This is a genomic window from Paraburkholderia fungorum, from assembly GCF_900099835.1.
Classification (GTDB): Bacteria; Pseudomonadota; Gammaproteobacteria; order Burkholderiales; family Burkholderiaceae; genus Paraburkholderia; species Paraburkholderia fungorum_A.
In genome coordinates, this window is the sequence record NZ_FNKP01000001.1 from 256,321 (window position 1) to 277,135 (window position 20,815).

The window sequence follows — 20,815 nt, forward strand, 5'->3', positions numbered from 1 at the left end:
CCGTTTTCCACTCGCCGAGCGCAGCAGTCATGTCCACCAGCACCGCCAACACCGTCAAGCTGAAAGAGCAATTCGACGCCGGTCTCGAAACCCGCGCCGATTTCACCATCGATCAGCCCACCGAACGCTACGGCGCTATCGATCACGCGGTGTGGCAACAGCTTTATGCGCGTCAGACGGCGCTGCTCAAAGGCCGCGTGTGCGACGAGTTTCTGGCGGGCGTCGAGCGTATTGGCATGCCGGCGGACCGCGTGCCTTCCTTCGATGAAATCAACGCGAAGCTCACGCCCGCGACCGGCTGGCAAATCGTCGCCGTGCCGGGCCTCGTGCCTGATCAGGTGTTTTTCGAGCATCTGGCGAATCGCCGTTTTCCCGTCACTTGGTGGATGCGCCGTCCCGACCAGCTCGATTATCTGCAAGAACCGGACTGTTTCCACGACCTGTTCGGTCACGTGCCGCTGCTGATCAATCCCGTGTTCGCCGACTACATGCATGCGTACGGACGCGCTGCGCTGGCCGCCAACGATGCCGGCGCACTGCCTCTACTCGCGCGACTTTATTGGTACACAGTTGAGTTCGGGCTGATCCGCGATGCAGCCAGTCCAAACGGTGTGAAAATCTACGGAGCGGGCATCGTGTCGAGCAAGGGAGAGACGCTATACAGCCAGCAGAGCGGCGCTCCGAACCGGCTCGGCTTCGATCTGGAACGCGTGATGCGCACGCGTTATCGCATCGACACGTTCCAGAAAACCTACTTCGTCATCGATGACTTCGCGCAGCTATTCGGTGTGGCGCAAACCGATTTTGCGCCGCTGCTGGAGAAGCTCGCCGCTGAACCCGCGTTGATGGCCGGTGACGTGCTCGACGACGATCGCGTCATCACGCGCGGCTCGCAGGATGGCTGGCAGGCCGACGGCGATATCTGAAACGCAGCACGCGAACCATGCACCGCACGCTGCGCAGCGAGTTGGGTGCATCCGTGAAAAAATAGTGAACGCGCACTCCCGCTGACGTGCATACGCAGCACGTTGTCCCTATCGACGAGGCATCGCCATGATTCAGAAACTGACCACCGAAGAACGCGCCACCAAACTCGCCCCGATGAGCGACTGGCAAGTGGTGAAGGACCGCGACGCGATCAAGCGCAAGCTGCAGTTTGCCGACTTCAACGAAGCATTCGGCTTCATGACGCGGGTGGCGATCAAGGCGCAGGAAATGGATCACCACCCGGAGTGGTTCAACGTGTACAACAAAGTGGAGATCACGTTGTCCACGCATGAGGCCAACGGCCTGACCGAGCGCGACATCAAACTCGCGTCGTTCATCGACAGTATTACAGCGTAATACAGGAAATTTGCGCCCTTGCTGGCGTGCTAATTCGCCACGCATTGAACAATTGACCGGAAATGAAAGGGCAATGCAGGTTATCCCTCGGCCAAACCTTCAGTTCTACAGGCTATTCTTAAGGCTTACGTAAACTTCCCACGCTTGCCTGGCAAACCCGTCTAAACGATCCGGTGATAGCGTCTGCTGACGCTGTACAATCAGCAGCGCATACGGCTTGGAGAGCGCGCTTGCCTCCTTGCACAGAACGAGTTCGTCACCGCTTGAAGGTGAGCGGGCGCGCCAGAAGTTGATCGCGGCTTCCAGTTCGTGGATGGTTATTTCGGACATGACTTCGCGGTTGCCTTGCGCGCAACATGGCGGCTCGATGGCTGCTTCGTGGCCCGTTCCCGTCCTTGTGGCACGGCCACCCGCACGCTGCCTGTGCAGCAGGCGCCCCGGCGAACCGCTTGCCCAAACGCCTAAACCCATTGTACTTGAGCGAAATCCATGCGACTCCTTCTGATCGAAGATGACCGCCCCATCGCACGCGGCATCCAAAGCAGTCTCGAACAAGCCGGCTTCACCGTCGACATGGTCCACGACGGCATTTTCGCCGAGCAGGCCCTCACGCAAAACCGCCATGAGCTGGTGATTCTCGATCTGGGCTTGCCCGGTATCGACGGCATGACGTTGCTCTCGCGTTTCCGCCAGAGCAATCGCCATACGCCGGTCATCATCCTCACCGCGCGCGACGAGTTGAACGACCGTGTCCAGGGCCTGAATTCCGGTGCCGACGACTACATGCTAAAGCCGTTCGAACCCACCGAACTCGAAGCACGCATTCGCGCCGTGATGCGCCGCAGCGGTCCGCACGGCGACATGCCGCGTCCGGAAGTGTCGCTGGGCGGTGTGCGTCTGTCGGGCGTCGATCGCCGCATTTTCAACGACGACAAGCCGCTCGAATTGTCGCCGCGCGAATTCGCGGTGCTCGAAATGCTGTTGTTGCGCCATGGCCGCGTGGTCAGCAAGGCGCAACTGCAAGACCATCTGACGCATTTCGGCGGCGATCTCGGCGACACCGCGATCGAAGTCTACGTGCACCGGGTGCGTAAAAAGCTCGAAAGCTGCCGTGTGGAAATCGTCACGGTGCGTGGCTTCGGTTATCTGTTGCAGGAAATCCGTCAAGCCGCATAATCGTCGTGAAGGCCGCCTACGAACTTCGTGGCGGCCTGACGGTGCCGGGCCGGCGCCGCGCACGTATTGCCTACGTGCTGTGCAATTCGCCGGCATCGGCGAAATTTAGCGGCGCCTCGCGCCGTAGCCCTCTTCCCGCGCGTTCGATCATGCCCCAGCCGGCCGCCAATAGTCTGCGCCGCACGCTGCTGCGGCGCCTCGCTGCACCCCTTTCGCTGCTCGCGCTGATGAGCGGCCTGATCGCTTACTGGCTGGCGTGGCAATACACGCAGCATGTCGTCGACCGCTCGCTCGCCGACCTCGCCACCGCGATTTCCAAGCAGATCCAGATTGCCGGTCCCGATGCCAAAGTGACCGTGCCACCGCTCGCGCAAGCCATGTTCTCCGATCCGGTCGAACAACTCGTCTACCGGATCAGCAACGGCGAATCCGAAATTGCCGGCGACTCCAGTCTGCCGCTGCAAGGCACCAGCGTGCGTCGTATGCATTACGCGTACGTGTTCGAGACCGAGCATCAGGGTACGACCGTGCGAGTCGCGCAGGTGCGGGTCGATCAGCCCATGGGCAACCCGATCGTGATCGAAGTCGGTCAGCCGGTGCATCACCGGTTTCGAATCGCCGCCGAGTTCCTCGTCGCGATCATGATGCCGCTGCTGCTTCTGCTGCTGGCGGGCTGGGTGATCGTGTGGCGCGTCGTCAACCAGCAGCTCAATCCGCTGACCGATCTCGCGGATTCGCTGAACCGGCAAACTCACACATCGCTCGAACCGGTCGATGAAACCTACGTGCCAGTCGAAATCCGGCCGCTTACGGGCGCGCTGAACGCGCTGCTCGATCGGTTGAAAACCGCGCTCGACGGCCAGCGCAAATTCATCGCCGATGCCGCGCATCAACTCCGTACGCCGCTGACCGCCGTCAAGCTGCATGCCGAACAGGCGGCCACTGCGCGCGATCCGCAGCAGACCCTCGTGGCGGTGCGCGAGCTGCGGGCGGCGGCCGACCGCGCGGTGCGTCTGTCGAATCAGTTGTTGTCGCTGGCACGCGCCGAGCCGGGCGAACAGGCTGCGCGCTTCGTCAATGTGGACATGTCCGCGCTCGCGTTCGACACCGGCGCGGAATGGGTGCCGCGCGCATTGTCATTCCATGTCGACCTCGGTTTCCAGCGGCTCGACGACCCGGCCAACGATCATCCGCTGATGGCGCGGGGCAATCCTGTGCTGCTGCACGAAGTGATCGCCAATCTGCTGGATAACGCGTTGAAGTATGTGCCGCCGTCGCGCTTCGACGGCGGGCGCATCACGGTGACGGTGTCGCAAACGGTCATCGACGATGTGCGCATGGCAGAGATCATCGTGGAAGACAACGGGCCGGGCGTGCCGCGCGCTCAGCAGGCGGATCTGTTCAAGCGGTTTTTCCGCGGCGACGGTCAGGCCGAAGCCGGCGTGGATAGCGGTGCCGGTCTGGGACTCGCGATCGTCCACGACATCATGGTGCTGCATCGCGGCAGCGTGCATTACGAAGATGCGCCGGAAGGCGGCGCACGCTTCATCGTGCGTATTCCGTTGCTACCGGCAAGCGTTCAGAGCGAGCCTGCGCGAATCGACGCCCCGCGACCGGCAAAAAAATCGGCGCACTCGGCGCCGGTGGATATCTAACGTATTGCGATTCAAAACGGGCTGCTTCGCATACGCTCATGCACTCGCTGATAACAGCGTCAGCCCATGAGCAACGCCAGCAGCCCGCGCGTCACTTCTTCTTTGCCTTTTTCGCCGACGTTTTGGCTTCCGACACCTTGGCTTTCTTCGCCGACTTTCCGGCTTTCCCCTCGCCCTTCTCTTTCTCCGGCGGCGCCAGCATCGTGCCGCGGCACTTGCGCGCGCCGCAACGGCATTCGTATTCCTTCTTCAGCTTTTTCGTTTGACGCGCGTCGATCACGAGGCCGTAGTCGTAAAAGACTTCCTCGCCCTCGGCGATATCGCGCAACGCATGCACGTACACGTGACCGTCGATTTCCTCGGCTTCGCAGTTCGGCGCGCACGAGTGGTTGATCCAGCGCGCACTGTTGCCGTCCACTTTGCCGTCGATCACCTTGCCGCTATCCAGCGCAAAGTAGAACGTGTGATTCGGTTCGGCCGGATTGTGCGGATGGCGGCGCAATGCTTCTTTCCAGGAGATCCGCTCGCCTTTGTATTCGATCAGCCGTTCGCCGGCCGCAATCGGTTCGAGGGCAAACACGCCTTTGCCGTGCACACCCGAACGGCGCACGGCGATCCTGCGTGAACTCATTGAATGAATCCTTGTGAAGAACTGGGGATGAAGTCCGGCAGCCGCCTAAGATGTCCGCGTCTGACGCGCTGCTTTTTCCTGACGCCAATAGCAAACGCGGCGCCCTGCGAGCGCCGCGTCGACTTGCGACGCACGTGCGCCACATCCGGCATCCTACACGCTCAAGACAGCTTCCTTCAACCGTCAAAAGGACGCATTCATGCAAGCTGTCCGGGCCGCTTCAACGTTGTCCGAACGAAATATCGCCGAACAGCGCTTTTTGCTCGCGCGGCTGCGAACGCCAGTATTGCGGCGGCGCTTCGACCGTTGCGCCGAGTTGCGCTGCGGCGTGCCACGGCCAGCGCGGGTTGTACAGCAACGCGCGAGCCAGCGCGATCAGATCGGCGTCGCCCGCTTCGATCAGTTGCTCGGCATGCAGCGGATCGGTGATCAGGCCGACGCCAATCGTGGTCAGCCCGGTTGCCTGTTTGACCGCCTTCGCAAACGGGATCTGATAGCCGGGTTCAAGCGGGATTTTCTGCAACGGCGATACACCGCCCGACGACACATCAATCCAGTCGCAGCCGCGTTTTTTCAGCTCCTGCGAAAACGCGATGGTGTCCGCAAGCGTCCAGCCGCCTTCGACCCAATCGGTTGCCGACACGCGCACGCCGACCGGTTTGTCGGCGGGAAATGCAGCGCGCACGATATCGAATATTTCGAGCGGAAAACGCATACGATTTTCGAGCGAGCCGCCGTAATCGTCGTCGCGCTGATTGGCGATCGGCGACAGGAATTGATGCAGCAGATAGCCGTGCGCGGCATGCACTTCTACAGCGTCGATGCCGATGCGCGCAGCGCGTCGTGCAGACGCCGCAAACGCCTCGCGGATCCGGTTCAGCCCGGCGGTATCGAGCGCAAGCGGCGGCTCCTCACCGGCCTTATGCGGCAACGCAGACGGCGCGTGCGGCAACCAGCCACCCTGCGACACCGGAATCAGCTGACCGCCTTCCCAAGGCACGTGGCTCGACGCCTTGCGCCCCGCGTGCGACAACTGCATCGCCACCTTGATCGACGAATGTTTGCGGATCGCGGCCAGTACGGGCACGAGCGCGGCTTCGGTCGCGTCATCCCACAAACCGAGATCGCCGGGGGTGATGCGGCCGTCCGGCTCGACCGAGGTCGCCTCGATGCACAGCAGTCCAGCACCCGACAACGCGAGACTGCCGAGGTGGATCATGTGCCATGCCGTGGCCTCACCGCGTTCGGCGGAATACTGGCACATCGGGGATACGACGATACGATTGGGAAGCGTCACGCTACGCAGCGTGAGCGAAGAGAAAAGCGCGCTCATGGATGTCGCCCAGTAGAAACCCGAGAGCGATCGAGCATAGCACCGTGGGCGGTTTACTGCATGTCAGCGCCCGTCAAGGCGTCGGGCTGCCCGATTTCGCTTCCACCTGATCGAGCCATTCGGCAAACATCTTGCGGGTCGCGGTTTCGAGCGCCGGACCGAATTGCGCGGTCTCGGCACGCAACTGCCGTGCATCGATACCGTGGCCGGCGAGCTCTCCCGCATTGCCGATCAGCCAGGGTTCGAACCGGTCGGTCCGAATCTCTGGATGACACTGCAAACCCAGTACGTGATCGCCCCACGCAAACGCCTGGTTTTCGCAGGCGGGGGTCGACGCGAGACGGGTAGCCTGGTCGGGCAGATCGAAAGTGTCGCCGTGCCAATGCAGCATGGACGTATGCGCGCCGTCGAGATGACGCACCGGCGAAGCGCGGCCGGCATCGGTCAGCGTGAGCGGCGTCCAGCCGATTTCGGTATGTCCTGCGGGATAAACCCGTGCGCCGAGCGCACGCGCGACAAGCTGCGCGCCGAGGCAGATGCCGAGCGTCGGCAACCCTGCCGCTATGCGCTTCTCGATCATTGAGAGCAACGGCACGAGCGTGGGATATAGCGCGTCGTCGGTTGCGCTGATCGGACCGCCAAGTACCACCATCAGCGATGCTGCGACCGGGTTCGGCGCCTCGATGCGGGCGAAACCAACATCGAGATAGCGCACGGGACGCCCGCGCTCGCCGAGCACCAGTTCGAGACTACCCAGATCCTCGAAGTGCACATGGCGAATGGCGAGAACTTCGCGATTCATCGGCCTGCCCTACTTTCAGGTTGACTAAAGACTTGCCGCGCGACTTGCCACAACACGGCGCCAGACGGCTGACAGGCGGCGTAGGCGGCCTGCCAAAGCCGGCATGGCAGTGTAGCGGATTGCCTCGAAAAGAAATCGCGTTACTGCGCGAAGATCTTCCAGGTCTTCTTCTGGGTAGCGACGTCGGCAACTTCGTACACCGAGCAGTCGAGACGCAGATTCGTGTCCGACATCTTCAGACCAAGCAGCGCGCATTGATGCGGCGTCTTTTTCGGATTCTTGCTCGGTTCGAAGTGCGAGCAGCTCAGGCACATGCGGTGCGGCGGAATCTGGCTCTGTGCTTCCAGCTGATGGATGGTTTTGAGCAGCGTGCGGTAGAACACCGCCTGCTCATCTTCACGCAACGTGCCGACAGCCTTGGACAAAAAGTCCGGCCATTGCGCAGCGCGCTTCGCAGCCGTGCGGCCACGTGCGGTCAGGCGAACTGCCAGAGCGCGGCCGTCGTCGAGCGCGCGGCGCTTTTCGACCAGACCTTTGGTTTCGAGCGTGCTGACCGCGTCGCTGGTGGTCGCGGCAGTCAAAGCCGTTTCACGGGCGATTTCGCCAAGGCGCATCGGGCCTTTGCGTTGCATCAACAAGACCAGGATTTCGCCCTGAGTCGGCGTGAGACCCGCGCCTTCGGCCCATTCCCAGGCCTGGCTCCGCATTGCCGTGCTCAATCGCAATAGGCTGTGGGTCACTCGCCCGGTTGCCTGTTCTCCGTATACGCCTTCGCTCATAATCTTCGATTGGTTTATTTGCAGCTCGGGTGCAATGCCGGAAAACTGTTCTCCGACTTCGCCCGTAGCTCGTGTGGGGTAGCTTCATCCAACTGCGACGAAACGGTTTCTACTATCTCAAAAATTTACCGCCTTGCAAGCCAGCAAGGCGAAAACAACATTCTATGCGACAGCGGCGAATCGTACAGCTAACTTATCCAACGCGAGTTGTGGATAACCTCGGGAAAACGTTTGGATAGCCTGTGTACCGATTTTTTATACGTGCCTGGAACGAATTCGCCACAACCTGAATTGCCCTTGCAAACCATTGCGGATAAGGCGCTTAACCGTCTGGTTATCATTTTCGCAGCGTGTTGACTTTTCAGGGAATTATTCAGTTGTCCACAGGCAATGGCAAAACTCGTTCGACACTCCTACCGAGGTATACGTAAACTTTGCGGAAATCTGAAGGGCTGTAGGTCAGAAAATTTAATTACGAAAAAAAACCCGCACGAAGCGGGTTTCTCTACGGCCTGGCTCAAACTTGCCTCAGCGGCTACGCCCGCCATTGCAGACATTGCTGCCGCACCGCTTCGTGCAAGGACTTTTCCTGGCTGAAGACGCTGCGCAACCACGTTGCGTCATTCACCTGTCCGCGGGCGATCGCACCGATCTCGGCCAGCGCATTGCCCGAACCCAACGCTTCCGCATGCGGCGCGATGAGGTCGAGCGTTTCGAGGATGTCCTCGGAAATTGTTTTTCGTTCGCCCGTTTGCGGGTTGATGCAGGTCCCGGCGAGACCGAATCGGCATGCTTCGAAACGGTTGAACGTGTAGACCAGATAGTCGTCTTCCTTCGGCGTGATCGGTTTGTCGAGCAGCAGATGCCGTGCAAGTGTCTGGATGTAGCACGCAATGGCGGCCGCGCGATCCACGGAAAACGGCGTGTCCATCACGCGCACTTCGATCGTGCCGAAACCGGGCTTCGGCCGGATGTCCCAGTAAAAATCTTTCATGCTGTTGACCACGCCCGTGTGGACCATCTTCGAGAAATATTCCTCGAAACTGTCCCACGTCAGCACGAACGGCGCACGGCCCGAAAGCGGAAACGCGAATACGGAATTCAGTCGTGCCGAATGAAAGCCGGTGTCCACGCCCTGCACGAACGGCGACGACGCAGACAGCGCGATGAAATGCGGAATGAAGCGCGACATCGAATGCAGCAGATACAGCGCGCTGTTCGGATTCGGGCAACCGATGTGAACGTGCTGGCCAAACACCGTGAACTGCTTCGCCAGATAGCCGTACAACTCGGACAGGTACTGAAAACGCGGTGTATCGACGATCTGCCGCTCGCTCCATTGCTGGAACGGATGCGTGCCGCCGCCGCACAAACCGACGTTCAGATGATCGGCAGCCGACACCAGCGTGTCGCGAATCTTGCGCAAATCGGTGACGGCCTGCTCGTGCGTCGTGCAGATACCCGTCGACAGCTCGATCATGCTTTCGGTGATTTCCGGCGTGATGTTGCCGGGGATTTTTTCGTCCTTGATCAGACGCATCAAATCCGAGCCGGCTTTGGTCAGATCATAGTCATGCGTATTGACGATCTGCATTTCGAGTTCGACGCCGAACGTAAACGGCTTCGAATCGATGAAGGGTTCGAGTGACATGGCGTCCCCTGAGTCAGGTCGGCCGGGAATGTGTCACATACCCGGCCGTTTTTTGAATCGAATAAGTTGAATCTTGCTGGTCAAACTTCAGGCAACGAAGCGCTTCAAAGCTGCTTTAAAGCCACGGCTTTAAGCCACTGCTAAGCCACTGCTTTAAGCCCCGTTAACCGCCGCTGACGGCCGCCTACTCTTCGCGCCGTTCGGCCACCACCGCGAGGCTGCGGTAAACGAGCCACGGCCCGAGAATCTGCAGCACGAAAATCGAACACATGACGATGGCGCGCAGTTGCGGATCGAAATTCGGATACAGGTTGTAAGTGTCGTCCACCAGCAGATACGCGAGCGCCGACATCGGCGACAACGACAAACCGAGCGCGACCCCCTGCTTCCAGTTCAATCCGCTCGGTTTGGCAAATGCCAGCACGCCGACGAGTTTCGCCACCAGCCGAGCAACGATCAGACCCAGCGCCGCGACACCGCCAAGCGCGATGTCTTTCCATTCGAACGAAGTCAGCGTGAGCACAAACAGAATCACGGTCAGCAGCCAGCCGGCCGTGCCGAAATGCTGCGGCCACAACTGCGGACGCGCCTCATGATTTTTCACGATGATGCCGGCAGCGAGTAGCGCCAGAATGGTCGACAGCTTGAACAGATGCGCGACCGCAATCGCCAGCAACACGAGACCGAACAGTGCAACGAACGAATGCTCGTCCTGCATGTTCAGGCGTCGATAGAAAAACGTGCAGGTGCGCGCCAGCAGATACGCAAGCACGAGCGAGCCGGCCAGCAGATAAAGCGGCTGCAGGATAGTTGCGAAAACGTTGCCGTAAACCTCCTGATGCAGCCAGCTCGACACGAGCTTTTCGATCACCACCGCATACATGCTGTTCAGCGCGGTGAGCGTAAGTAAACGCTGCGTGACCTGCCCTTCCGCGCGCAACTCGGTTTTCAACTGGATCATCATCGCCGGCGACGTGGCCATGGCGATCGCGGCGAGCACGGTGGCCACCATCAGCGGCACTTTCAGAAACAGCAAAACCGGAAGAACCAGCGCGAAGGTCAGCGTGGCTTCCGCGACACTAGAAAGAATCAGCCAGGGATTGCGGCGAATCCAGCGCAAATCGAGCCGGCTACCCAATTCGAATAACAGTAAACCGAGCGCGACATCGAGCAGCGGCCGCGCTGCGCGCGCTGATTCCGCATCGATCACGCCAAAACCCGCAGAGCCTGCTATCAGGCCAATCACTGCGTAGCCGGAGATGCGCGGTAAACGCCACGCGCGATAACAAAGTTCACCGCACAAACCGGCGGCCAGCAACGCGAGACCAGCCCAAAAAATGGCGTCGGGTGAAAGCGGCCAGGCTGGAAAAAATGAAAACGCCGAATTCATCGTGATGGGTTCTCCTTTGCAGCAACGGCAGACGACACGAACAGCGTAAACACCGGCGAACGCGTAAACGCGAGACACGTTTACCGTCGCAATCGCTTCGCGTGGCCAGCGTTGCGGTTTTTCTATGATCGGATGATCTGAATGCGCTGCAGCAGCAAGAGCCCGGCACATTCATGAGTGCCGCCGTGATTACCGGCGAGGCACGGTGAAAGAACGCCGCCGACTTTGAATCAGATTCTGATTGTCCGGCACCGTTCCGTTAACTGCGTGTGCCGCTACAGGCAGGGCACGACGCGGAAAAGAACGGCGATTGTGCCATAGCTTTTTCAGCCTCAACCGAAAACACACGAACATGCAGGCAAAACGGTAAAAACGTACGTTATCTTCACGACAAGAGGAAAAAGCGACTTTTTTACCGCTGATGCGAGCCAACGTAAACGTGAAAGATTGACTGTCCCGTGTGTGCTTTTCGGGACATCGACGCAGAAGTTTTGCGCCGTTTTGAAGGGACGGGCTATGCCGATGAGCGCGTCTCCAGCCTCGGCTTTGCTGTTTACAGGTTTACTGTATGTATACGTAGTAACAGTTAACAAGGTGCCTCGGTTTCTGTGGATAACTCCTGTTTACCGAAATGAATCAGCGGTTTGCCGACGGCATAACCGCATGCACAGCATGTGAGGGACCGGCGCGTATACGAGGGTAACTTTTGGCGGTTTTTGGCAGCGGCCGAGTTACCCCGTTTACGTCCACAACGGTTCCACACGACTTGCGCAGGTTAACTGCGCGGTTATCCACATGTTTCAGTGGATAACTTTTTCGCTCCGTGCGCTCGTTAACATCGGCGGTTAACTCACCGTTCCCTGCCGCAAGGCGCGCAAGAGGAAACGTGCCGGATCGATGTCTTCTGCGAGATCGCGTTCCAGCGGCCACGGCTCGCCTTCGATCTGCGACGCAATCAGTTCCGCGCCGAGTGCCGACCAGACCAGTCCGCGAGAGCCGTATGCGAAGGCGCCGTATACGCCATCCATGCGCGGTAGATCGAGCGGCCAGGCGCCGCGTAAACGCTGCGCGTCTTCGGCCGCCTGAGCTTCGTCGGCGAGTTGGCCGATCATCGGCATGCGGTCGCTCGTCACGCAGCGAAATGCGACGCGGCCGGCCAGAGACGCCGTCTGCGCATCGTCGATCGCGCCTTCGAATGCCGGCAGCATTTGCGCGACCCGCTCCAGGTTTTCCCGATGACCGTCCGCGCGCAACGATGTTTCGGGATCGTCGAGTTCGTAGGTCGCGCCGGTTAACGTGACGCCGTCGGCAAGCGGCACCGCATAACCTTCGCCGATCACCGGTAGCGCGAGCGGGGGCACCGTCTGCGGCGGCAGTAAGCTCAATTGGCCGCGGATACTGCGAGTCGGCGCATAGCGCAATCCGGCGATGCGCGCTGCATCGTGAGCGCTTGCGACGATAACCACCGACGCGCTGACGACCGCGTTACCGGCGGTGTCGAATACCGTCCATTGATCGCCGGATCGTTCGAGCCGCTCGACTTCTACGCCGAAGCGCCGCTCGAGATGATCGCCCGCTGCGGCCAGTTGAGCCGCGCAGAGCGACGCCGGGTCGATCCAGCCACCGTGCGGAAACAGCCATCCGCCGCGCGTGAGCGGTGTGCCCGCGAGCCGTTCAGCGTCCCCGGCCGAAACGGGCGTCACATAGTCAGGCGGATAACCGAACGCGGCGATCGCCTCGCTGATCGCGCGGGCTTCGTCGTCGTCCGCGGCGATCTGCAACAGGCCGGGGCCGCCTCGCAACAAACGATGACCCGCGCGTTCCAGTTCGGCCCAGCGCCTGAGCGCGTACAGAAAGCCCGCGCGGGTGACGCGTGACGCAACGCTGTCGTCGCGGGAAATCATGGGATGGAACACGCCGGCGGGATTGCCTGACGCATCCTGCGCGACCGACGCATGCCGTTCCAGCGACGTCACCCGCCAGCCGCGCGCCGCAAGCCGCTCGATCACCGCACAGCCCGCGAGTCCGGCGCCGATCACCACGGCATGCCGCTCCCGCACCTCTAGCGGCGCGGGCGGCTCATAGCGGCGCACCCGCCAACGCGGCGCAAAGTGGCCAACCAGCATCGCCCGCTTCCAGCCGAATCCGTCGACCTTGCGGTATTCGAAGCCGTTCTGGGTCAGCGCGCGTTTGATGTCGCCCGCGCTGCTGTAGGTGGCGATCGTCGCGCCCTCGCCCGCCAGCCTTGCGAGCGCCTTGAAGATGGCTGGCGTCCAGATTTCGGGATTTCTGGCGGGCGAAAAACCATCCAGATAGAACGCGTCGGCGCGCAGCCGCAAGGCGGGCAGGCTCTCGGCCGCGTCGGCGAAAACGAGAGTGAGCACGACGCGCCCTTCGTCGAATTCGAGCCGGTGCGTGCCGGGAACGAGCATCGGCCAGGCGTTGGCGAGCGCGTCTGCCAGTTCGGCAATCGTGGGATCGGACAGCGTCGCGGCATAAACGCTGCGCAAGTCGTCGAGCGTAAAAGGATGCTTCTCCGTCGATACGAAATGCAGCCGCTCGCAGCGCAACGAATCGGCGCGCCAGGCGGCCCACGTCACCAGAAAGTTGATGCCCATGCCGAAGCCGGTTTCGAGCACGGTGAACGTGCGTCGGCCTTGCCACCGTTCGGGCAATGAATTGCCGCGCAGAAAAACGTAGTGAGCCTGGTCGAGACCGCCGACGGCACTGTGATAGATGTCGTTATAAAGCGGCGAAAAAGGCGTGCCGTTGTCGCGGAAAGCGAGGACGGCGGGGATCAGCGGATCGGTCATTCGCGTCGAAAAATGACGCTCGGGGAGAGCGGTCGAACGTTACCGCCAGCGCGCGCAGGTCGCCTGGCGGCGAAAAAGACGCGCGAGACGTTGGTAAAAACCAACGCCAAGCCCCGTCCCTACTGGGTTTCAGCCCTTGGTTGGGGTCGCAAAGGTCGACATATTGCAGTTTCCTTGCGATATCGCCGCCAGAACCGCTGAAATCTTCGAAACCCTTGTCCTGATTGGGTTTGCGCTGCGCTATCATAGCAAGCGCCGCGAGAGGAGCGGCAGCACGGCCGCCGGATCTGTCAAATTCCCGGCGCTCAGGTCGGAGGGGCTCCGAAGCCGTAGCTGCTCGACGGCGCGGCCCGCGCACGTATAATCGGCGCGTTCGCGCTGTTCGTGTCAACCTAAACCAGAAAGGAACCTTAATGAACAAACAGGAACTGATCGACGCCGTCGCAGGACAGACGGGCGCCAGCAAGGCTCAAACCGGTGAAACACTGGACACGTTGCTTGAAGTGATCAAGAAGTCTGTTTCGAAGGGCGATGCAGTCCAGCTGATCGGCTTCGGTAGTTTCGGTTCGGGCAAGCGCGCGGCGCGTACGGGTCGTAATCCCAAGACCGGCGAAACCATCAAGATCCCGGCTGCCAAGACCGTCAAGTTCACGGCAGGCAAGGCGTTCAAGGACGCAGTCAACAAGCGCTAAGCAGATTACTGCCTGGCAGTTGACACCCGCCCACGGCGGGTTTTTTTTCGTCCGTACGTTTCGAATGACGTGAAGGTAAGAAGCCGCGACATGCATCATCGCGGCTTCTAATATGCTTAATCGTGGCGATGCAGGATCTCGCCGTGACCATGACAGTTTTCGTCATGCTCGTGGTCGTGATTGCAGCCATGATGGTGGTGGTGATCGCCGTGATCATGGTCATGATCGTCTTCGTCGAAATCCCACGTGGGGAACGGATCGGCGAATTGCTGCCAACCTTGCGGGCCGAGCGCATATTCGTCGTCGGTCAGCAGGCACGCGTCGAACTTCGCTGTCCACCCGGCCGGATCGATGCCGACGCCGATCATCACCAGTTCCTGGCGACGGTCGCCGATGCTCATATCGTCAGGATCGCCGTACCAGTCGGCGGCGATTTCGGCCAGCAGTTCGTCGTCGCCCTCCGGCCATTCGCTGCGATCCTGCGCGGCCCACCACATACCCGCCGGACCATGCCGGCAAGCGCCGCCCGCTTGCGACAGCGAGCCGCCAATATCGTTACGCGTCGCCAGCCAGAAAAAGCCCTTGCTGCGCAGCACGCCCTTCCATTCCTGATGCAGCAGCGCCCACAACCGTTCCGGATGAAACGGCCGGCGCGCGCGATAGATGAAATTGCCGATGCCAAATTCGTCCGCTTCGCTGTGATGCGAATGGCCGTGCTCATGTTCATGAGCCAGCGATGTCAGCCAGCCCGGCGCACTCGCCGCTTCATCGAAATCGAAACGACCCGTGTTCACGACTTCAGCGAGCGGCACGTTGCCGAAACGGGCAACCACCTGCACCGCACGCGGATTGATGCGCGCCAGAATGCGTTGCAGTTGCGTGAGTTCGTCGGCACTGACGAGGTCGGCCTTGTTCACCACCAGCACATCACAGAATTCGATCTGCTCGATCAGCAATTCGACGACCGTGCGGTCGTCTTCGTCGGTCGCGGCGATGCCACGTTCGGCGAGCGCGTCGGACGAACCGTAGTCGCGCAGGAAGTTGAACGCATCGACCACAGTCACCATCGTGTCGAGCCGCGCGACGTCGGACAACGACGCGCCGTCGTCGTCGACGAAGCTGAAGGTTTCCGCGATTGGCATGGGTTCGGCCACGCCGGTCGACTCGATCAGAATCGCATCGAAACGCTTTTCGCTGGCAAGGCGTTTGACTTCCAGCAGCAGATCGTCGCGCAGCGTGCAGCAGATACAGCCATTCGACAACTCGACGAGTTGCTCTTCGACATGGGACAGCGCCGCGGAATCGCGCACGAGCGTGGCGTCGATATTGACAGCAGCCAGATCGTTGACGATCACGGCCACGCGCAAGCCCGCGCGATTCGCGAGGATGTGATTCAGGAGCGTGGTCTTGCCGGCGCCCAGAAAACCGGAGAGCACGGTGACGGGCAGTAGCGGCTGGTTCATCGCAGTACGGAAAACAAGAAGATTGGAAGGCGTGCCGCGAGGCCGTCATGACGTCGGCCTGGACGGCAGCACGAAGCCGCATTGTGCATCAAAACGGCAGACGGTCGCGTGACGCGCGAAGGTCAAAAACAGGAAGAAGGTATACTGCGGGGCTTGTGTGCGGCGCGATTATGCGGTAAGGAGGGTGCGAACCCGCTTATTGATCCCGGCGACTCCCCGTTGACATAGACCGACAGGCACTCCTGACGAATCCTGTGTTCAGCGCGCGGCCGGCATCAGATTCCACTTACGCAGAATCGCGGCGATCTGTTGTGAATACTTGTCGCGCAAAGCCGGCGTTTCAGAGTGATAGGCACCCACGGCTTGCCAGGTGTTGCCGTACTTGTTCATCTGATGGCGAAGATGCCATGCCGCGATATAGACGTTCTTGCACGGCTCCATGAGCGTGCCCTGCGAGATCCCATATTGCGCGAGCACCGGCAGATGAATCGAGTTGATCTGCATGACGCCGTAGTCGATTGAACCGTTGGCATTCTTGTGTTGCGCGTCAGGCCGGTTGTGCGACTCCTGCCACGCAATTGCTCGCAGAATCAATGGGTTGACCTTCTGATACTTCGCCGCTTCGTCAAAACAATCCGCGTGCGCCGACCCTGCCGCTATTAGCAAGGCAAGTCCGGCAGTCACGGTGACAAAGGGTCGTTTCATCGGTCAAGACGACTAAGCAAATCGCAAGGGTAAGGGGTGGTAAGGTTTTTGTCCGGCCACATTTTAGCCGCCGGCAGACGTACGAGCTTGCTGGCCGGGCCTTCGTCGAACATCGGGGAAAACCCGCGTCGGCAAACCCTCAACCGGAACCCGAACCGCTCGTATGATACCGGCAGTCCGGTTTGCATCCAAGTTAGCTAACAGACATAAGCAGGCAGAAAACGGGCATCCCAGAATCGCCGTTTATGCCGATCAGCTTTCAATTGATTAACAGACCAGCACTCGCGTACAAGAATCGCGTCCAGTCGTTCGTTTTGTGACAAATCCGACATGAAAAACTGTTACTGTTCATTTTTTTCGGACACCGGGTGGTCCCCACCCGAGGCGACTTCAGGCCGTGAGGCTGGCCCGCAGACCGGCAAGGCGGCGTCCAGCCTCCGTGTTCGCACTGCATGACCGTCGGCAGCACATGCTGTTGGCATCGACATCACATTCCATGAGAAGAAATAGTATGGCTTTGCGTCGCGTTGCAACGGCGCTGCTGGTGGCTGGATTGATCACCGCGCAGACAGCACAGGCACAGGTGACACTCAACTTCGTGAACGCCGACATCGATCAGGTCGCGAGAGCAATCGGCGCCGCAACCGGTAAGACGATCATCGTCGACCCGCGTGTCAAAGGGCAGTTGAACCTCGTGTCCGAAAACGCGGTGCCTGAAGATCAGGCGCTGAAGACCTTGCAATCCGCATTGCGCATGCAGGGTTTCGCGCTGGTCCAGGACCACGGCGTACTGAAAGTCGTGCCTGAAGCCGACGCCAAGCTGCAAGGCGTGCCGACCTACGTCGGCAACGCGCCTGTCGCGCGCGGCGACCAGGTGGTCACGCAGGTGTTCGTGCTGAAGAACGAATCCGCGAACAATCTGCTGCCGGTGCTGCGTCCGCTGATCTCGCCGAACAATACCGTCGCGGCCTACCCCGCCAACAACACGATTGTCGTGACCGATTACGCCGACAACGTGCGCCGTATCGCGCAGATCATCGCGGGTGTCGATACGGCGGCGGGTCAATCGGTAGCGGTCGTGCCGCTGAAGAACGGCAACGCGCTCGACATCGCCGCGCAGCTGACCAAGATGCTCGACCCGGGCGCGATCGGCAGCACCGACGCAACGCTGAAGGTTTCCGTCACCGCCGATTCGCGCACCAATTCGCTGCTGATCCGCGCGTCGAACCCCGGCCGTCTCGCGTCGGCGAGACAGCTTGCGAAGGAACTCGACGCGCCGACCACGATGCCCGGCAACATGCACGTCGTGCCGCTGCGCAACGCCGACGCGACCAAGCTCGCGAAGACCTTGCGCGGCATGCTCGGCAAGGGCGGCGACTCCGGTTCGTCGAGCGACTCCAGTTCGGCGAACTCGTTTAACGGCAGCGGTAGCGGCGGCTCGGGCGGCAGCAATTCGACCGGTACGTCGGGTACGCCGCCGTTGCCTTCGAGCAGCCTGGGCTCCAGCAGTAGCGGTTCGTCCGCTTCGCCGATGGGCGGCAGCGGCTCGGGCAACAACAGTAACGGCGGCCTGCTCGGTGGCGACAAGGACAAGGACGACAACCAGCCTGGCGGCATGATCCAGGCCGACGCCGCAACCAACTCGCTGATCATCACTGCGTCCGAGCCGGTGTATCGCAATCTGCGCGCCGTGATCGACCAGCTCGATGCGCGCCGCGCGCAGGTCTACATCGAAGCGCTGATTGTCGAACTGAACTCGAATACCAGCGGTAACCTCGGTATTCAGTGGCAGGTCGCGAACAACTCGATGTTTGCTGGCACCAATCTGACGACGGGTTCGAGCAACAGCATTATCAATCTGACGGCTAACGCCGCGACCGGCGGTCTGGCTTCGTCGCTCACCAGTCTCCAGCAAGGCCTGAACGTTGGCTGGATCAAGAACATTTTCGGTGTGCAGGGTCTCGGCGCGCTGTTGCAGGCGCTGTCGACCAGCGCGGACGCCAACGTGCTGTCCACGCCTAACCTGATCACGCTCGACAACGAAGAAGCGAAGATCATTGTCGGGACGAACGTGCCGATCCAGACCGGTTCGTATTCGAACCTGACGAGCGGCACTACGAGCGCGGCGTTCAACACGTACGATCGCGTCGACGTCGGCCTGACGCTGCACGTGAAGCCGCAGATCACTGACGGCGGTATTCTCAAGCTGCAGCTGTACACCGAAGACTCGGCGATCGTGAACGGCACGACCAACGCGACGACCAACCCCGCCGGTCCCGAATTCACCAAGCGCTCGATCCAGTCGACCGTGCTCGCCGACAACGGCGAAATCATCGTGCTGGGCGGCCTGATGCAGGACAACTATCAGGTCAGCAACAGCAAGGTGCCGCTGCTCGGCGATATCCCTTGGATCGGCCAGTTGTTCCGCTCCGAACAGAAAACGCGCGACAAGACCAACCTGATGGTGTTCCTGCGTCCGGTGATCATCAACGATCGCGATACGGCGCAGGCGGTGACGGCGAATCGTTACGACTACGTGCAGGGTGTGCAGGGCGCGTACAAGTCGGATAACTTCATCATGAAGGACAAGGACGATCCGGTCATGCCGCCGATGCCGATCGGCCCGAGCCAGGGCGGCTCCGCTGCGATGAACCTGTTCGATCTGAACGCGATGCGCCGTCAGCAGGCTACCGGTGCTCCGGCGCCTGTCGCACCGGCTCCGGCCACGGTGTCGCCGGCACCGACCACGGTTCCGTCGACGGTCACGCCGGCGCCTGCCATTGTGCCGAACCCGGCGATCGTGCCGAATCCGGCCGTGATGCCCGCACCCGCTAACGGCACGCAGTCGCAAGGAGTAACGCAGTGACACAGGCGCCCGCGCAAGCAGTCCATCGCACTCAGGACGGCGACGCAGTCGCAGGCGAGCGCGCTGCGCCTTCGAGCGTCGCGGCCCGGCTCGTGCCGTACGGCTTCGCGCGCAGCGGCCAGATCCTGGTCGCGCATCAGCACGCGGATAGCCTCGAAGTGTGGATCAGCGAGCGCACCAGCGAAGCCGCGCTCGCCGAAGTCACGCGCAATTTCGGCGCGGTGTCGGTGGTGCGTCTGCCCGCCGACGAACTCGCGCAGGCGATCAACCAGGCCTACGCGCGCCAGGACGGCAGCGCGGCGCAGGTGGTCGGCGAGGTCGAAGGCGAAGTCGATCTGTCGCGTCTGATGCAGGACATTCCCGAGGTCGAGGATCTGCTCGAATCGGAAGACGACGCGCCGATCATCCGCATGATCAACGCGCTGCTGACTCAGGCCGCGCGCGAACAGGCGTCGGATATTCACATCGAGCCGTTCGAGAACGCGTCGGTGGTGCGGTTCCGTGTGGACGGTACGTTGCGCGACGTCGTGCGGCCGAAGAAGGCGCTGCACGGCGCACTGATCTCGCGGATCAAGATCATGGCGCAACTCGATATCGCGGAGAAACGTTTGCCGCAGGATGGCCGTATCACGCTGCGCGTGGGCGGGCGTCCGGTGGACGTGCGGGTGTCGACGCTGCCGACCGGTCACGGCGAGCGCGCGGTGCTGCGTCTGCTGGAAAAGGACGCGTCGCGTCTGAATCTCGAAGCGCTCGGCATGGCGCCCGACACGCTCGTCAAATTCGACAAGCTGATCGGCAAGCCGCACGGCATCGTGCTGGTCACGGGCCCGACCGGCTCGGGCAAAACGACCACGCTATACGCGTCGATGTCGCGGCTCGAAACGGCGACGACCAACATCATGACGGTCGAAGATCCGATCGAATACGACCTCTCCGGCATCGGCCAGACGCAGGTCAACGAGCGGATCGGCATGAGCTTCGCACGCGCGTTGCGTTCGATTCTGCGGCAGGACCCGGACATCATCATGATCGGTGAAATCCGCGACCTCGAAACGGCACAGATCGCGGTGCAGGCATCGCTGACGGGTCACCTCGTGCTCGCCACGCTGCACACGAACGACGCGGCTTCCGCGGTCACGCGTCTGACCGACATGGGCGTCGAGCCGTATCTGCTGGCGTCGTCGCTGCTCGGCGTGCTGGCGCAGCGGCTGGTGCGTCGCCTGTGTCCGTCGTGCCGCGAAGAGCGTACCGAAGAAGACGGCAGCGTGCGCTGGCATCCGGTCGGTTGCGACAAATGCGGCCAGTCTGGTTACGCAGGACGCCGCGGCGTCTACGAACTGCTGCTGATCGACGATGAAATCCGCTCGCTGGTTCACCGCAATGCGGCCGATGCGGAAATTCTCGCCACCGGTCGCGCGCAAGGCATGCGCACGTTGCGCGAAGATTCGGACCGCTGGCTCGCTTCGGGGCTGACATCGCTCGAAGAAGTGATACGCGTGACGGGCGGAGTATAAG

General features: G+C 61.2%; 17 protein-coding genes. 7 read left to right on the forward strand and 10 right to left on the reverse strand.

Annotated elements, in window-relative coordinates; translation table 11 throughout:
- Positions 1-29 precede the first annotated feature (29 nt).
- Positions 30-926 (forward strand): phenylalanine 4-monooxygenase, encoded by an 897-nt coding sequence (phhA, locus tag BLS41_RS01165; RefSeq protein ID WP_074762563.1) that lies wholly within the window; start codon positions 30-32, stop codon positions 924-926.
- Positions 927-1,053: 127 nt separating this feature from the next.
- Positions 1,054-1,344 carry a 4a-hydroxytetrahydrobiopterin dehydratase gene (locus BLS41_RS01170; protein WP_074762564.1) on the forward strand — a complete coding sequence of 97 codons (291 nt, stop codon included), beginning with the start codon at positions 1,054-1,056 and terminating at the stop codon, positions 1,342-1,344.
- A 105-nt stretch (positions 1,345-1,449) separates the two neighbouring features.
- Here the strand turns inward: BLS41_RS01170 and BLS41_RS01175 are convergent, their stop codons facing one another.
- On the reverse strand, positions 1,450-1,674 hold the full coding sequence (locus BLS41_RS01175) for a DUF3717 domain-containing protein (RefSeq protein ID WP_074762565.1): 225 nt from the start codon (positions 1,672-1,674) through the stop codon (positions 1,450-1,452).
- 159 nt (positions 1,675-1,833) lie between these two features.
- Between BLS41_RS01175 and BLS41_RS01180 the strand changes: the two genes are divergently transcribed.
- Entirely contained in the window at positions 1,834-2,520 is a 687-nt protein-coding gene (locus BLS41_RS01180; RefSeq protein WP_007180058.1) for a response regulator, read from the forward strand.
- A 149-nt stretch (positions 2,521-2,669) separates the two neighbouring features.
- Positions 2,670-4,175, forward strand: a complete 1,506-nt coding sequence (locus BLS41_RS01185; RefSeq protein WP_074766192.1) for a sensor histidine kinase — start codon at positions 2,670-2,672, stop codon at positions 4,173-4,175.
- A 91-nt stretch (positions 4,176-4,266) separates the two neighbouring features.
- On the opposite strand, the gene BLS41_RS01190 is transcribed toward BLS41_RS01185, so the two are convergent.
- From BLS41_RS01190 to mnmC, 7 genes are all read right to left on the reverse strand, one after another.
- Positions 4,267-4,806 carry an SET domain-containing protein gene (locus BLS41_RS01190; RefSeq protein ID WP_074762566.1) on the reverse strand — a complete coding sequence of 180 codons (540 nt, stop codon included), beginning with the start codon at positions 4,804-4,806 and terminating at the stop codon, positions 4,267-4,269.
- A gap of 220 nt (positions 4,807-5,026) precedes the next feature.
- On the reverse strand, positions 5,027-6,139 hold the full coding sequence (locus tag BLS41_RS01195; RefSeq protein WP_074762567.1) for an NADH:flavin oxidoreductase/NADH oxidase: 1,113 nt from the start codon (positions 6,137-6,139) through the stop codon (positions 5,027-5,029).
- Positions 6,140-6,212: 73 nt separating this feature from the next.
- Positions 6,213-6,941 (reverse strand): glutamine amidotransferase, encoded by a 729-nt coding sequence (locus BLS41_RS01200; RefSeq protein WP_074762568.1) that lies wholly within the window; start codon positions 6,939-6,941, stop codon positions 6,213-6,215.
- Between the two features lie 140 nt (positions 6,942-7,081).
- Positions 7,082-7,720, reverse strand: coding sequence for a MarR family winged helix-turn-helix transcriptional regulator (locus tag BLS41_RS01205; protein WP_074762569.1), 639 nt, complete (start codon positions 7,718-7,720; stop codon positions 7,082-7,084).
- A gap of 535 nt (positions 7,721-8,255) precedes the next feature.
- On the reverse strand, positions 8,256-9,371 hold the full coding sequence (locus BLS41_RS01210) for a YbdK family carboxylate-amine ligase (protein WP_074762570.1): 1,116 nt from the start codon (positions 9,369-9,371) through the stop codon (positions 8,256-8,258).
- 184 nt (positions 9,372-9,555) lie between these two features.
- Entirely contained in the window at positions 9,556-10,761 is a 1,206-nt protein-coding gene (locus BLS41_RS01215; protein WP_074762571.1) for a cation:proton antiporter, read from the reverse strand.
- Positions 10,762-11,606: 845 nt separating this feature from the next.
- Positions 11,607-13,574, reverse strand: coding sequence for a bifunctional tRNA (5-methylaminomethyl-2-thiouridine)(34)-methyltransferase MnmC2/FAD-dependent 5-carboxymethylaminomethyl-2-thiouridine(34) oxidoreductase MnmC1 (mnmC, locus tag BLS41_RS01220; protein ID WP_074762572.1), 1,968 nt, complete (start codon positions 13,572-13,574; stop codon positions 11,607-11,609).
- Positions 13,575-13,987: 413 nt separating this feature from the next.
- Here mnmC and BLS41_RS01225 point away from each other — a divergent pair, with 413 nt between their 5' ends.
- Positions 13,988-14,266 (forward strand): HU family DNA-binding protein, encoded by a 279-nt coding sequence (locus BLS41_RS01225; protein ID WP_006050811.1) that lies wholly within the window; start codon positions 13,988-13,990, stop codon positions 14,264-14,266.
- 116 nt (positions 14,267-14,382) lie between these two features.
- Here the strand turns inward: BLS41_RS01225 and BLS41_RS01230 are convergent, their stop codons facing one another.
- Together BLS41_RS01230 and BLS41_RS01235 are read right to left on the reverse strand one after the other, a co-directional pair.
- Positions 14,383-15,729, reverse strand: coding sequence for a GTP-binding protein (locus tag BLS41_RS01230; RefSeq protein ID WP_074762573.1), 1,347 nt, complete (start codon positions 15,727-15,729; stop codon positions 14,383-14,385).
- A 258-nt stretch (positions 15,730-15,987) separates the two neighbouring features.
- Positions 15,988-16,434, reverse strand: coding sequence for a lytic transglycosylase domain-containing protein (locus BLS41_RS01235; RefSeq protein ID WP_074762574.1), 447 nt, complete (start codon positions 16,432-16,434; stop codon positions 15,988-15,990).
- A 511-nt stretch (positions 16,435-16,945) separates the two neighbouring features.
- Between BLS41_RS01235 and gspD the strand changes: the two genes are divergently transcribed.
- Both gspD and gspE read left to right on the forward strand, forming a co-directional pair.
- Positions 16,946-19,300, forward strand: coding sequence for a type II secretion system secretin GspD (gene gspD, locus BLS41_RS01240; protein WP_074762575.1), 2,355 nt, complete (start codon positions 16,946-16,948; stop codon positions 19,298-19,300).
- Positions 19,297-20,814: a type II secretion system ATPase GspE gene (gene gspE / locus BLS41_RS01245; protein WP_074762576.1), complete on the forward strand. Its 1,518-nt coding sequence runs from the start codon at positions 19,297-19,299 to the stop codon at positions 20,812-20,814. The genes gspD and gspE overlap by 4 nt, the downstream gene beginning before the upstream one ends.
- Position 20,815: the final 1 nt, after the last annotated feature.